Source organism: Lentzea sp. NPDC042327 (assembly GCF_040647275.1).
GTDB lineage: Bacteria > Actinomycetota > Actinomycetes > Mycobacteriales > Pseudonocardiaceae > Lentzea.
The window spans coordinates 288,883-302,387 of sequence record NZ_JBEZBX010000005.1 but is presented as its reverse complement, the minus strand read 5'-3'; the positions used below and the strand labels follow the sequence as shown (position 1 = coordinate 302,387).

Genomic DNA, 13,505 nt, shown 5'->3' with positions numbered 1-13,505 from the left:
AGTGTGGAGAAGGGCTCTGCACGGACTCTGGATGGCTTCTGGACGAACCCTGACGGTAGGTTGCTAGCTGACTGCGGACAGCGACGAAGTGGGACAAAGGGTGCAGAACGAGTTGCGCGTCAGTCTGCTGGGCGCGCTCGCGGCGACCGTGGCCGGCCAGGAGCTCACCCTCGGGCCGCCCAGGCAGCGCGCCGTGCTGGCGGTGCTCGCGTTGCGCGCCAACCACGTCGTGTCCCGCAGTGAGCTGATCGACGCGGTCTGGGGTGACGAGCCGCCGGCCAGCGCCGACAACGGCATCCACACCTACGTCGCCGGTCTGCGGCGCCTCTTCGAACCGGGCAGGGCCTCGCGCGCGCCGAGCTCGGTGCTGCTCTCCACGGACACCGGGTACCTGCTGAGGCTGCCCGCCGACGCGAACGACGTCGCGATGTTCCGCGCCCACCTGGACGAGGCCGGGCGGTTGCGCCGTGAGCCGGCGGCCGCCATCAGAGCGTTCGACGCCGCCCTGGGGCTGTGGCGCGGCGTTGCCCTGGAGGGCGTGCCGGGACCGTTCGCCGCCGTCGAACGCGCGCGCCTGACCGAACTGCGGCTCACGGCCGTGGAACAGCGTGCGGCGCTGATGCTGTCCGTCGGGCGTGAGGCGGAGGTGGCGGCGGAGCTGACGACGTTGATCAACGCACACCCGCTGCGGGAGAGGCTGCACGGCCTGCTGATGTCCGCGCTGTACCGCGGTGGCCGGCAGGCCGAGGCGCTGGCGGTCTTCGCGGACCTGCGCCGGCTGCTGGTCGAGGAGCTCGGCATCGAGCCCGGTCCCGAGCTGCGGCAGCTGCACGAGCAGCTGCTGGTCGGCCGGCACGAGCCGCAGCCGGAACCGGTCGCCCCCGCGCTGGTGCCGGTCCAGCTGCCGCACGAGATCCGCGACTTCACCGGCCGTGCGAAGGAGCTCGCGAAGCTCGCCGAGGTCGTGCCGCACGACCACAACCCGGCGCTCGTCGCCATCACCGGCACCGGCGGTGTCGGCAAGACCGCGCTGGCCGTGCGGTTCGCGCACCAGGTCGCCGAGCGGTTCCCGGACGGGCAGCTGCACGTCGACCTGCGCGGGTTCGACGCCTCGTCGCCGCCGGTGCAGCCCGCCGCCGCGCTGCACCAGCTGCTGCAGAGCCTCGGCGTGCCGCCCGAGCGCATTCCGGAGGACCTGCCCGCGAAGTCCGCGCTGTACCGCAGCGTGCTGGCGGGCAAGCGCGTGCTGGTGCTCCTCGACAACGCGCGGCTGGCCGAGCAGGTCCGCCCGCTGCTGCCGGGCCGGTCGTCGTCGATGGTGCTGGTGACCTCCCGCAACCACCTCGGCGGTCTCGTCGCCCGCGACGGCGCGCACCCGGTGACGCTGTCGACGCTGACCCGCGACGAGGCGCTGGCGCTGCTGACCTCCGCCGTCGGCCCCGACCGCGTCGCCGCCGAGCCCGAGGCGGCCGCGCGGCTCGTCGAGCTGTGCGGTCACCTGCCGCTGGCGGTGCGGATCGCGGCCGAGCGCGTCGTCACCCGCCCGCACCTGACCCTGGCCGACCTGGCCGGCGACCTCGCCGACGAACGCGACCGCCTCAACGTCCTCGCGACCGGCGACGACGAGGACACCGCCGTGCGCGCCGCGTTCTCGTGGTCCTACCTGGCCCTCAAACCCGACGCCGCGCGGATGTTCCGGCTCATCGGCCTGCACCCCGGTGCCGAGATCAGCCTCGCCGCGGCCGCCGCGCTGGCCGGAGTCCCCTCGTCGCGCGCGCGGACCCTGCTCGACGTGCTGGCCGGCGGCCACATGCTGGAGGAGGTCGCCCGCGGCCGTTTCCGCCTGCACGACCTGCTGCGCCTGTACGCCACCGAGCTCAGCGCCACCGAGGAGTCCGGCCCCGGCCGCTCCGAGGCCGTGACCCGCCTGCTGCGGTGGTACGCCGACACCGCGAACGCCGCGGGTCTCGCCATCTCCCCGCCCGACCACCCGGCGTTCCTGTTGCCGCCGCTGTCCACTCAGGACTTCACGTCGCACGACGACGCCTTCGGCTGGTGCCGCGCGGAGTCCGCGAACCTGCTCGCCGTGACCCGCCTCGCCGAGGACGCGCACTCCTCCACCGCCTGGCAGATCCCCGTCGCGCTGTGGAACTACTTCATCGTCTCCAGCGCGCTCGACGAGTGGACCCGCACCTACCGCGTCGCCGAACGCGCCGCCGCCGTCGACGGCAACCAGGCCGCCCGCGCCTGGGCGGTGCACGGCCTGGGCCTCGCCGCCTGCCGCGGCCAGCGCTTCGCCGACGCGCTGGAGCTCTTCGACCGGGCCCTCGCACTCCGCCGCGACATCGACGACCGCGTCGGCGCCGCCTGGAGCCTGACGGGCCTCGGCATGGCCTACGGCGGCCTGCGCCAGTTCGACCTCGCCGTCGACCGCTTCCGCCTCGCCCTCGACCAGCACGCCGCGGTCGGCTCGTGGTTCGGCGAGGGCGGCACGCGGCTGTTCCTGAGCGACATCCTGCGGTCCGCCTGCCAGTTCGAAGCGTCGCTCGCGTCCGCGCGGATGGCCTACGACCTGATGGACTCCCACGGCGCCGTGCACGGCAAGGCGATGGCGCTGGTGAGCATCGGCCGCGCCCAGCTCCGCCTCGGCGCACGCGCCGAGGCCCGCGACTCGTTCCGCACCGCCGTCGAGGCCCTGCGGGTGCTGGGGGACCGCAAGAGCCTGGCGGAGGCGCTGCACGGCCTGGGGGAGACCAGCTCCGGGCAACCCGAGGTGGCGCGCACGCACCTGCTGGAAGCGCTGACGATCTACGAGGACTACGACCACCCGTTGACGGCGGAGGTCCGGGCCCGGTTGCACGAGCTGGCCTAGGAGCACCTGGGGGAGATCCCTGATGCGTAGCGAGCCGATGTGTAGGCACACTACACGTCATGGCGAAGCGGTTGAGGACGTTGGTGGTGTGGCTGCACGTCGTGACGTCGGTGGGCTGGCTCAGTCAGGCCGTCGCGTTGCTGGCGTTGGTGCTCTACGGCCTGAAGACCAGTGACGGCAGCGCTTTTCGCATGGCGCGGGTGCTGGACCACCGGGTGCTGGCGTTCATGGGGGCGGCCAGTGCGTTCACCGGCATGATGCTCAGCGCCACGACGCCGTGGGGGTTCTTCCGGCACTGGTGGGTGACCGCGAAGTTCGCGATCACCGTCGTGCAGCTCTACGCGGGGATCTTCATCCTGAGCGACAACCTCGAAGCGGCGGCCCAGGGGCACGTCACGCCGTGGCTGCCGGTCGGGACGGCGTGCATGATCAGCGCGTTCTCGTTCCAGACGTGGCTCAGCGTCGCGAAGCCCTGGGGGCGCACGCCGTGGGCGGACCCGGGGGTCAAGCTGCCCGCGGCGAGCGCGAAGGCGTTCGCGCTGGCGCTGGTCGTGCCCGCGGCGGACCTGGCGATCGGACTCTGGACGGGCAGCCCGGCGCCGTTCCTCATGCTGGTCACGGTGATCGCCTACGCGGTCAGGCGGGCCGCCAGGGGGAGACGCCGGTGGTCGGGCGGGTCGGGTCCTGGAAGCGCGGCAGGTCGGGCTCGTCCAGGCGCAGCGGCACCAGGTTCTCGGTGATGGCGCGCATGATGCGCTCGTGCGCGCGGCGGGCGTCGCCCATCGTGTCCGCGGACAGGTCACCGAGCTCGACCGGCTTGCCGAAGTGCACCTTGAAGGTCGGGCGCTTGCGGACCGCGGAGAACCACGACGTCAGGTACGGCAGGAGGTCCCGCCACCCGTTGACGTGCAGGTTGCCCCAGTACACCGCCTCGTGCGCGCCCCACTGGCTGATGGGGATCACCGGGATGTCGCCGCCCAGCGCCATGCGGGCGACGCCGGTCTTGCCGCGCTCGGGCCACATGCCGGGGTCGAGGGTGATCTTGCCCTCGGGGTAGACGGCGATCGAGTCGCCGCCGTTGCGGAGCGCCGCGACGGCGCGGTGCATGGCCTCACCGGCGTTCGCCGATGCGCGGTCGACGCGCAGGTGACCGCACGCCTTCAGGGCCGGGCCCATGACCGGGGCGTCGAGCAGACCGCCGGCGAGCATGAACCGCGGGTTGATCCCGACCTTGCGGCACGCGGCGATCAGCACGAACGGGTCGAGGTTGCCGATGTGGTTCGAGGCGAGCAGCAACGGCTTGCCGAGCAGATCCGGTGGCACGTCACCGGAAACCTCGAGCTTGCCGGTCAGCGCGACGAGGCCGCGGTCGACCACCATGAGCACGCGCCAGAAGAGCGGTGTGGACACGCGGGGCAGCGTACGGCGTGTCGGATCGTCTTCGTGCACGAACGGGTGAACGATGGGGTTTCGCGCGCGTCCCAGTTGCGAACGAGGCTGGTGAGGCGCAAGGGACTACCTTGTACACATGGCCGGGCGCACAGGGACTTCGAGAAAGACCACGTCACGCGGCAAAGCACCAGCGAAGCCACGGGCGCGGTCCACCGCGTCCAGAAAGCCCCCCGCGCGCAAGAGCGGCGGCGCCGTCAGCGCTGTGTGGGGCGGCGTGGGACGTGGCGTCGGCAGTGTGGTGCGCACGGTGAGCCGCACCAAGGACCTCGATCCCGAGCACCGCCGTGACGGGCTCGGGCTGCTGCTGATCGCGCTGGCGTTCATCACCGGTGCCGGTGTGTGGTGGCAGGCGGGCGGTCCCGTCGGCCAATGGGTGGACGTCGCCGTGCGCAGCTCCGTCGGGTTCCCCGCGGTGATCGTGCCGGTGGTGTTGCTGGGCATCGGCATCACGTTGATGCGCACCGACGCCGTGCCCGACGCGCGGCCGCGGCTGATCATCGGCTCGCTGCTGATGATGATCGGCGTGCTCGGCATGTTCCACCTCATCGGCGGCCTGCCGATGGACCCCGTCGCCCGCCGCGACGCCGGTGGCGCCCTCGGCTACCTGGCCGGCGGGTTCCTGGCGCAGGGCCTCACGTCCTGGGTCGCGGGACCGTTGCTGTTCCTGATCTTCTCCTACGGCCTGCTGGTCGTGACGCACACGCCGATCCGCCAGGCGCCCGAGCGGATCCGGTCCCTGCTGCACCCGCGGCAGAAGACCGACGTGTTCGCGGACGAGGACGACGAGCTGCCGGAGGAGGAACCGAAGCCGGTCAAGCTGCGGCGTCCGTCGCGCCGCCGCCAGGCCGTGGCGCCGGTGGAGCCGGAACCGGAGATCGAGCTGCCGCTGGAGGAACCGGAACCGGCGCCGAAGCCCGCGCCGAAGGAGTCCGCGAAGAAGGCACCCGCCCCGGCGATGGCCGTGCGGGCCGTCGAGGGCGACTACCAGCTGCCGCCGCCGACCATCCTCAAGGACGGCGACGCGCCCAAGGCCCGCAGCAAGGCCAACGACCAGATGATCGAGGCCATCACCGGCGTCCTCGACCAGTTCTCGATCGACGCCCAGGTCACCGGCTTCACCCGCGGCCCGACGGTCACGCGCTACGAGGTCGAGCTCGGCCCCGGTGTGAAGGTCGAGAAGATCACCGCGCTGACCAAGAACATCGCCTACGCGGTCGCGACCGACAACGTCCGGCTGCTCGCGCCGATCCCCGGCAAGTCCGCGGTCGGCATCGAGGTCCCGAACAGCGACCGCGAGATGGTGCGCCTCGGCGACGTGCTGCGCGCCGGCTCGACGGTCAAGGACACGCACCCGATGGTGATCGGCCTCGGCAAGGACATCGAGGGCCACATGGTCACCGCGAACCTGACGAAGATGCCGCACCTGCTGGTCGCGGGCTCCACGGGTTCCGGCAAGTCGTCGTTCGTGAACTCGATGCTGGTCTCGCTGCTGGCCCGCGCGACGCCCGACGAGGTCAGGATGATCCTCATCGACCCGAAGATGGTCGAGCTGACGCCGTACGAGGGCATCCCGCACCTGATCACGCCGATCATCACGCAGCCGAAGAAGGCCGCGGCGGCACTGGCGTGGCTCGTCGAGGAGATGGAGCAGCGCTACCAGGACATGCAGGTCAACCGGGTGCGCCACATCGACGACTTCAACCGCAAGGTGAAGTCCGGCGAGATCAGCGCACCCCCCGGTTCCGAACGCGTGTACCGCCCGTACCCGTACATCATGGCGATCGTCGACGAGCTCGCCGACCTGATGATGACCGCGCCGCGCGACGTGGAGGACGCCATCGTCCGCATCACGCAGAAGGCGCGTGCCGCGGGCATCCACCTGGTGCTGGCGACGCAGCGCCCGTCGGTCGACGTCGTGACCGGCCTGATCAAGACGAACGTGCCGTCACGGCTGGCGTTCGCGACCTCCTCGCTGACCGACTCGCGGGTCATCCTCGACCAGCCCGGCGCCGAGAAGCTGATCGGCATGGGCGACGGCCTGTACCTGCCGATGGGCGCGGGCAAGCCGGTGCGCATCCAGGGCGCGTTCGTGGGCGACGAGGAGATCGCCCAGATCGTCGACTTCACCAAGAACCAGGCACAGCCCGAGTACACCGACGGCGTCACCGCGGCCAAGGCCGGCGAGAAGAAGGAGATCGACGCCGACATCGGCGACGACCTCGAACTGCTCGTCCAGGCCACCGAGCTGATCGTGACCTCGCAGTTCGGCTCGACCTCGATGCTGCAGCGCAAGCTGCGGGTGGGCTTCGCGAAGGCCGGCCGGTTGATGGACCTGCTGGAGACGCGGGGCGTGGTCGGGCCGTCGGAGGGGTCGAAGGCGCGGGAGGTGCTGATCAAGCCGGACGAGCTGGAGTCGGTGATCTACCTGATGCGCGGTGGCGGGCCGGGTGACGAGGACTAGGGCGTCTGGGGCCGTTCGGGGCTCGGGTGGGCTGACGGGCCCGGTGTGATCGGGCGGGCTTGCGGGCGTGAAGTCCGGCTTGGCTGGGTCCGGCTCGGCGAAGTCTGGCCTGGCGAGATTTGGCCTGGCGAGGTCCGGCTCGGCGAGGTCCGGCCGCGCCCGTTCCTCTCCCGTCGAACGCTGACGCAGGGGTACCCCCTGATCGGGGACCCCTGCGTTTCAACGTACTCAGCGGGTCTGACAGTGCCGGGCGACCTACCGCAGCCCGGCCTGCTGCAACGTGGCCGCCGTCGACGAGCCGCTGCCACCGAACTGGCGCACGGCCGCGTAGTACACGTCGGCCGTGCGGTTGCACGCCCAGTTGCCGGCGCAGATGCCGTACATGTCGGTCTTGAAGCGGTTGTCGATGCGCAGCCGGTTCGCCTCGGTGAAGCGCGACTGCCGCTTGAAGTTGCGGTAGCCGAAGTCGTGGCGGTGGCAGGCGGGCAGGAACTTGAAGCCGAAGGGGCTGTCCGGCGAGTACGAGCAGCCGTCGGACGACCAGTCGAGCTGGCCCGCGTAGGGCTGCTCGGCACGCAATGTTGTGAACTGGCCGACGGTCTTCGTGAACACGTAGTCGTCGGTGACCGCGACGATGTCCACGGCCTGGGCGGGCGCGCCGGTGAAGATCAGGGCCACGGACGCGGCGACACCCACGAATGCCGAGCGCACGGTCTTCGACATGACGGGCTCCTCTGTGTGTGAGCGGGGTCTCGTTCCGTTGTAGCCGGTGATCCACAGGTGCCGGTAGACACGATCCGGTGAACGTCAGGTGACCGCACCGCGGTTCGTGCCGCCACTGCTGAACCGCCGCTCAGCTCTCGGGGTCCACATCGGACAGACTGCGTGGTGCGCACGACGAGCACCAGGCCGGGTCAGCGACCAGGCTCGTCCTCGTCCCCTCTGCGCAGGAAGTTCTCGATCTCCTGTTCGCTCGGCAGGTCACCGGCCGGGTCGACGATGTTCTCGGCGATCGGCGGCAACGGCTGCTCGGCCCACGCGGGCTGGAAGTCGTCGCTGGGCAACAACCCGTGCCGCGCCGCGAACTCCTCCGCCGCGTCCCGGATGGACTCCCGCAGCGTGCCGACCACCGCGGTCTCCGCCGTGAAGGTCAGCTCGACGAGCAGCGAGCGGACGTTCTCCAACTGGTTGTCGTCACCGGCCTTGCGGGCCAGCTCCGGCCAGAACCGCTGCTCGAACAACCGCACGAAGTCCGCCGCAATGGAGTCCGTGGCCGCGCGGAGCCGGGTGAAGCTGTCCATCACGTCGTCGCTGGGCACCCTCAGCCCCGCGAGCCGCCCACCGGCCTCGAGGGCCCACCTGCGCGCGTGCGGCCAGCCGTACTTCCAGCGGACGAGACCCAGCCGCATTGCCCGGAGGAGGAGACGCGGCTGGACCTCACCCATGGGCACGAGGTGCTTGATGTCGCGCACCTTGATCCGCACCCAGTCGTCCGGCCCCTCGGTTTCACCCATGCCGAGGACCGTGGCGACGCTTTCACCCTTCTCGCGCGCGGCGATGAGCTCGGCGATCGCGGGCAGCGAGAACCCCCGCTGCTGCAACCGCTGCACCAACGTCAGCCGCTCGACGTGCGAGGCGTCGTAGTACGCCACGCGCCCCTGCCGTCTCGGCGCGTGCAGCACACCTTTCGTCTGGTACATCCGAATGGTGCTGCTGGGCAGCGCGACACGGGCGGCGAGCTCGTCGATGGTGAGCGATTCGGGCACGAGTACGAGCTTGGCGGGCTCAAGTTAGTCGAGTCAACACTCTTCGAGTGGGTACTCGAAGAGTTACAGCTCCAGGAGCATCCGGCTGTTGCCCAACGTGTTCGGCTTCACGTAGCTCAGGTCGAGGAACTCGGCGACACCCTCGTCCACCGACCGCATGATCTCCTCGTAGACCTCCGGGCTCACCGGCGTGCCCTCGATCTCCACGAACCCGTGCTTGCCGAAGAACCGCGTCTCGAACGTGAGCACGAAGATCCGGGCCAGCTGCAGCTCCTTCGCGGTGGCGATGAGCTGGGCGACGATCCGGTGCCCGACCCCGCGGCCCAGCGCGACGGGGGACACGGCGACGGAGCGGATCTCGGCCAGGTCCTCCCACATCACGTGCAGGGCGCCGCACCCGAGCAGCTCACCGTCCTCCTCGGCCACCCAGAACTCCTGGACCGCCTCGTACAGCGTGACCAGGGGTTTGGAGAGCAGGACCTTGCCGGCATACCCGTCGATCAACGCCTTCATGGCGCGCACGTCGCTGGTGCGGGCGCGCCGCACGACTACCCCACTGGTCACAACCGTCAAGTATGGGCCGCCGTGTCACATGGGCCGCTGGCGGTAGCTACGAACATGAAAACCGGATGGGTGGAGAGCCACAGCTTGTTCTGTGCGGTTTACTTGCACAGATCGGCTTGTAGGTTCTCGGGAGGTGGGTTGCGGTGCTGCGCAGCTTTCGGCTGGACAACCACCGCTCGTTCCGCGACGAGCACGAGTTGTTGCTCATGCCCGCCTACTCGAAAGACCGCGAAGCCCTGCCGGTGGCGGGGATCTACGGGGCCAACGCCTCCGGCAAGTCGAACCTGCTCGACGGGTTGGCGTTCATGCAGCGCGCCGTTCGGGACTCGTTCTCCTCGTGGACTCCGGACGCAGGTGTCCCACGCCGGCGTTTCGCGCTGAACGGGGACGGTGAGACGTCCACCTTCGTGGTCGAGCTCGTGCTCGACGGAGTTCGGTACACCTACGGCTTCGAGGTCGACGACGACTCCGTTCATGAGGAGTGGCTGTACTCCTACCCGGAAGCGCGCAAGCGCGTGCTGTTCGAGCGGGACGAGAAGGGGCTGAGGTTCGGGAGCACCGTCGACGATCGCGCAAGACTGGAGCTGCTGGGAGGTCTGCTCAGGCCCAACGCGTTGTTCCTCAGCCTGGCGGCGCAGTCGGCGGTGGCCCACGTCCTGCCGGTGCGGGGGTGGTTCACGCATCAGCTCCACTTCCGGCTCGGCGTGAGCGCCTCGGCCGGCGAAGACCCCATGGCCGAGTTCCTCAGCAACCAGCCCTCTGAGCACAGCCGGGCCGTCGAACTGGTTCGAGCCGCCGACTTCGGGATCACGGATCTGGTCGTCGCCAACGTGCGGCGTCCGGACGGCGAGCTCAGGCCAACCCTGATCGTGGCTCACGGAGGCTTCGGGCTGTTCCTGGGCGACGAGTCGGCAGGAACCAGGTCGTGGCTGGGCTTGCTGCCGACAGTGCTGACGACCTTGCGCACCGGCGGCACGCTGGTGATCGACGAGATCGACGCGAGCCTGCACCCCCTGCTCGCCGCCCGGTTGGTCGCCCTCTTCCACGACGGCGAGGTCAACCAGGCCGGGGCTCAGCTGATCTTCACCACCCACGACGCGACGCTGCTGCACCCGCCCCTGGGGGAGGAGGTGCTCCGGCGCGACGAGATCTGGTTCGTCGAAAAGGACCGGGAGACCGGCGCCAGCACGCTGTACCCGCTCACCGACTTCAAGCCCAGGGCCGAGGACAACCTCGAACGCCGCTATCTGGCCGGGCGGTACGGAGCGGTGCCGGAACTGTTCCAGGACCGGTTCGCCGAGGCGGTTCGAGGTGACCGTGGCGAGGCGTGAGAACACGCAGCACCGCAGAGGACGCGACCGCGCGCTGCGGCCAGGGCACCTGTTGGTCGTGTGCGGAGGTCAGCGCACCGAACCCGACTACTTCAAGGGCATGGCGAGGACGCGCGGCGTTCGGCTGAAGGTCAGGACCAAGGTCGAGTCACCGGAGAACCTCGTCCGGTACGCCAAGAGCATCTTCACCGCCGATGAGTACGACGGTGTGTGGTGCGTGGTCGACGTCGACGAGTTCGACGTGGAAGCCGCACGCCGGGCGGCGGAACGGGCTGACGTCGAGCTCGCGGTCTCCGAGCCGTGCTTCGAGCTGTGGCTCCTGCTCCACTTCCGCGACCACCGTGCGCACATCGACGACGGGTCAGCGGCGTGCCGGCTGGTGCAAAAACACGTGCCGGGTTACGACAAGAAGCTCGACTACGCGGCGTTCGACCACGGGGTTGAGATGGCGGTCACACGGGCGAGGGAACTGGGGCCGGGCAACCCCTCGACCGGTGTGTGGCGCCTCGTCGAGGTGCTCCTGCAGCACTGAGTTCAAGCGTCGGCACCCGGGGCGGTTACGCTGAGCGCCGTGTCTTCTCCCACCACTCCGCGACGCGTGTCGCTGCTAACCCTGGGCTGCGCCCGCAACGAGGTCGACTCCGAAGAGCTCGCCGGACGGCTCGGCGAGGGCGGCTGGGAGCTGGTGGACGAGGGCGCGGACGTCGTCGTCGTCAACACGTGCGGCTTCGTCGAGCAGGCCAAGAAGGACTCGGTCGACACGTTGCTCGCCGCGTCCGACACCGGCGCCAAGGTCGTCGCGGTCGGGTGCATGGCCGAGCGGTACGGCAAGGAGCTCGCGGACAGCCTCCCCGAGGCGGCCGCGGTCCTGGGGTTCGACCAGTACAACGACCTGGCCGAGCGGCTGCAGGACGTGCTGCACGGCAAGCCGGTCGAGTCGCACGTGCCGGTGGACCGGCGCACGCTGCTGCCGATCACGCCGGTCAAGCGCCAGGAGGCCAAGGACGCGGTGCAGGTGCCCGGCCACGGCTGGGGGCCGACGAAGGTCCAGCGCAAGCGGCTCGACGACGCGCCCGTGGCGCCGTTGAAGATCGCGTCCGGGTGTGACCGGCGGTGCAGCTTCTGCGCCATCCCGAGCTTCCGCGGCGCGTTCGTGTCGCGGCACCCCGACGAGGTCGTGTCCGAGGCCATGTGGCTCGCCGAGAACGGCGTCAAGGAGCTCTTCCTCGTCAGCGAGAACTCCACGAGCTACGGCAAGGACCTGCCGCGGGAGCAGGGTGCGCTCGAACAGCTCCTGCCGCGTCTCGCGGGCATCCCGGGCGTCGAGCGGGTGCGGGTGAGCTACCTGCAGCCGGCCGAGACCAAGCCGAGCCTGGTGGCCGCCATCGCGAAGACCGACAAGGTCGCGAACTACTTCGACATGTCGTTCCAGCACTCCAGCGAGAACGTGCTGCGGCGCATGCGCCGGTTCGGCGACACCGACAGCTTCCTCAAGCTCGTGTGGCAGATCCGCGAGCACGCGCCCGAGGCGGGCATCCGCAGCAACTTCATCGTCGGCTTCCCCGGTGAGACCGAGGAGGACCTGGCCGAGCTGGAGCGGTTCCTCACCGAGGCGCGCCTGGACGCGGTCGGCATCTTCGGCTACTCCGACGAGGACGGCACCGAGGCCGAGGACCTCGACGGCAAGCTCGACGCCGACACCATCGCCGAGCGGGTCACCCGGATCGGCAACCTCGTCGAGGAGCTCACCAGCCAGCGCGCCGAGGACCGGGTGGGCACCGAGGTCGTCGTGCTCATCGAGCACGAGGAGGACGAGGAGAGCGACTGCGTCGGGCGCGCCGAGCACCAGGCGCCCGAGGTCGACGGCGAGTGCATCGTGCTCGAAGCCGAGGACCTCAAGCGCGGTGACCTCGTCCGCTGCCGGGTCGTCGACTCCGAGGGCGTCGACCTCGTGGTCGAGCCGATCGGGGTAGTGGGCACATGACCGAGGCCCGGAAGGTCCCGCTGTTCAACGTCGCGAACATCCTGACGATGACGCGGCTGGTCCTCGTTCCGGTCTTCCTGTTCTCCCTGTTCGAAGCTGGCGGTTTCGACACGACCTGGCGGCTGATCGCGTTCGGCGTGTTCGCCGTCGCGAGCTTCACCGACCACATCGACGGCACGCTCGCCCGCAAGCACGGCCTGATCACCGACTTCGGCAAGATCGCCGACCCGATCGCGGACAAGGCGCTCACCGGGTCCGCGCTGGTCGGGCTGAGCATCCTCGACGTGCTGCCGTGGTGGATCACGATCACCATCGCCGTGCGCGAGGTCGGCATCACGCTGCTGCGGTTCTGGGTGATCCGCTACGGCGTCATCCCGGCCAGCCGCGGCGGCAAGGCCAAGACGCTCGCGCAGGTCATCGCGATCGGGTTGTTCGTGCTGCCGGGGAACGACGTGCTGGAGCTGGTCGCGTGGGCGATCATGGCACTGGCGCTGGTGCTCACCGTGGTGACGGGAATCGATTACGTCATCAGGGCGTTCAAGATGAAAGCAAGGGCAGATCGGGCCGTCGCATGACGAACGTGGTCGATCTGCTCAAGGCGAGGAACCAGACCGTCGCCACGGCCGAGTCGCTCACCGCGGGTCTGCTGTGCGCGACGATCGTCGACACACCGGGGGCGAGTGCCGTGGTCCGCGGTGGGTTGATCGTCTACGCCACCGAGCTCAAGCACGAGCTCGCAGGCGTGGACCAGCAGCTGCTCGACGAGCACGGTGCCGTGCACCCCGAGGTGGCCCTCCAGCTGGCCGACGGTGCCCGGACCAGGTGCGGGGCGGACTGGGGGATCGGGCTCACCGGGGTCGCCGGACCGGACCCGCAGGACGGCGTCGCTCCAGGCACGGTCCACATCGGCTTGAGCGGGCCTGGAGTGTCCACGGTGCGGACCATCACCGTGAGTGGCGACCGAAAAGCGGTCCGTCTCACAGCGGTGGAAAAAGCCCTGGTCCTGCTCTCGGACGAGCTGCTGGGCACCGCGGACGGGAACAAATGACGACCAACCGTTCGTTCGCCCTGGGCG

Annotated in this window: 12 protein-coding genes; 8 read left to right on the top strand and 4 right to left on the bottom strand. The window is 70.1% G+C overall.

Translation table 11 applies throughout. From position 1 onward, the window contains the following. Nucleotides 1-100 precede the first annotated feature (100 nt). Nucleotides 101-2,872 (top strand): BTAD domain-containing putative transcriptional regulator, encoded by a 2,772-nt coding sequence (locus tag AB0A63_RS15220; protein ID WP_360390627.1) that lies wholly within the window; start codon nucleotides 101-103, stop codon nucleotides 2,870-2,872. Between the two features lie 59 nt (nucleotides 2,873-2,931). Then, complete coding sequence (locus AB0A63_RS15215) at nucleotides 2,932-3,612, top strand: hypothetical protein (RefSeq protein WP_360390625.1); 681 nt, start codon at nucleotides 2,932-2,934, stop codon at nucleotides 3,610-3,612. Here AB0A63_RS15215 and AB0A63_RS15210 read toward each other — a convergent pair. After that, nucleotides 3,509-4,252 (bottom strand): lysophospholipid acyltransferase family protein, encoded by a 744-nt coding sequence (locus tag AB0A63_RS15210; protein ID WP_360391474.1) that lies wholly within the window; start codon nucleotides 4,250-4,252, stop codon nucleotides 3,509-3,511. The genes AB0A63_RS15215 and AB0A63_RS15210 overlap by 104 nt on opposite strands. A gap of 148 nt (nucleotides 4,253-4,400) precedes the next feature. On the opposite strand from AB0A63_RS15210, the gene AB0A63_RS15205 reads away from it, so the two are divergent. Further along, on the top strand, nucleotides 4,401-6,785 hold the full coding sequence (locus AB0A63_RS15205; RefSeq protein ID WP_360390623.1) for a DNA translocase FtsK: 2,385 nt from the start codon (nucleotides 4,401-4,403) through the stop codon (nucleotides 6,783-6,785). Nucleotides 6,786-7,040: 255 nt separating this feature from the next. Here AB0A63_RS15205 and AB0A63_RS15200 read toward each other — a convergent pair whose 3' ends face one another. The 3 genes from AB0A63_RS15200 to AB0A63_RS15190 form a co-directional block, all read right to left on the bottom strand. Then, the gene (locus tag AB0A63_RS15200) at nucleotides 7,041-7,508 is read right to left on the bottom strand and encodes a phospholipase (RefSeq protein ID WP_360390620.1); all 468 of its coding nucleotides are present in this window, start codon (nucleotides 7,506-7,508) and stop codon (nucleotides 7,041-7,043) included. A gap of 191 nt (nucleotides 7,509-7,699) precedes the next feature. Beyond that, the gene (locus AB0A63_RS15195; protein ID WP_360390617.1) at nucleotides 7,700-8,551 is read right to left on the bottom strand and encodes a MerR family transcriptional regulator; all 852 of its coding nucleotides are present in this window, start codon (nucleotides 8,549-8,551) and stop codon (nucleotides 7,700-7,702) included. Between the two features lie 63 nt (nucleotides 8,552-8,614). After that, complete coding sequence (locus tag AB0A63_RS15190; protein ID WP_360390615.1) at nucleotides 8,615-9,115, bottom strand: amino-acid N-acetyltransferase; 501 nt, start codon at nucleotides 9,113-9,115, stop codon at nucleotides 8,615-8,617. A 143-nt stretch (nucleotides 9,116-9,258) separates the two neighbouring features. On the opposite strand from AB0A63_RS15190, the gene AB0A63_RS15185 reads away from it, so the two are divergent. The 5 genes from AB0A63_RS15185 to AB0A63_RS15165 are packed head-to-tail and all read left to right on the top strand — an operon-like array spanning nucleotide 9,259 to nucleotide 13,478. After that, complete coding sequence (locus AB0A63_RS15185; protein ID WP_360390613.1) at nucleotides 9,259-10,446, top strand: AAA family ATPase; 1,188 nt, start codon at nucleotides 9,259-9,261, stop codon at nucleotides 10,444-10,446. Continuing rightward, on the top strand, nucleotides 10,433-10,978 hold the full coding sequence (locus AB0A63_RS15180; RefSeq protein ID WP_360390610.1) for an RloB family protein: 546 nt from the start codon (nucleotides 10,433-10,435) through the stop codon (nucleotides 10,976-10,978). Before AB0A63_RS15185 ends, AB0A63_RS15180 begins: the two co-directional genes overlap by 14 nt. 39 nt (nucleotides 10,979-11,017) lie before the next feature. Next, nucleotides 11,018-12,430 carry a 30S ribosomal protein S12 methylthiotransferase RimO gene (rimO, locus tag AB0A63_RS15175; RefSeq protein ID WP_360390608.1) on the top strand — a complete coding sequence of 471 codons (1,413 nt, stop codon included), beginning with the start codon at nucleotides 11,018-11,020 and terminating at the stop codon, nucleotides 12,428-12,430. Next, nucleotides 12,427-13,005 (top strand): CDP-diacylglycerol--glycerol-3-phosphate 3-phosphatidyltransferase, encoded by a 579-nt coding sequence (gene pgsA / locus AB0A63_RS15170; RefSeq protein ID WP_360390605.1) that lies wholly within the window; start codon nucleotides 12,427-12,429, stop codon nucleotides 13,003-13,005. The genes rimO and pgsA overlap by 4 nt, the downstream gene beginning before the upstream one ends. Continuing rightward, nucleotides 13,002-13,478, top strand: a complete 477-nt coding sequence (locus tag AB0A63_RS15165; RefSeq protein WP_360390602.1) for a CinA family protein — start codon at nucleotides 13,002-13,004, stop codon at nucleotides 13,476-13,478. The genes pgsA and AB0A63_RS15165 overlap by 4 nt, the downstream gene beginning before the upstream one ends. The last annotated feature ends 27 nt before the right edge of the window (nucleotides 13,479-13,505 follow it).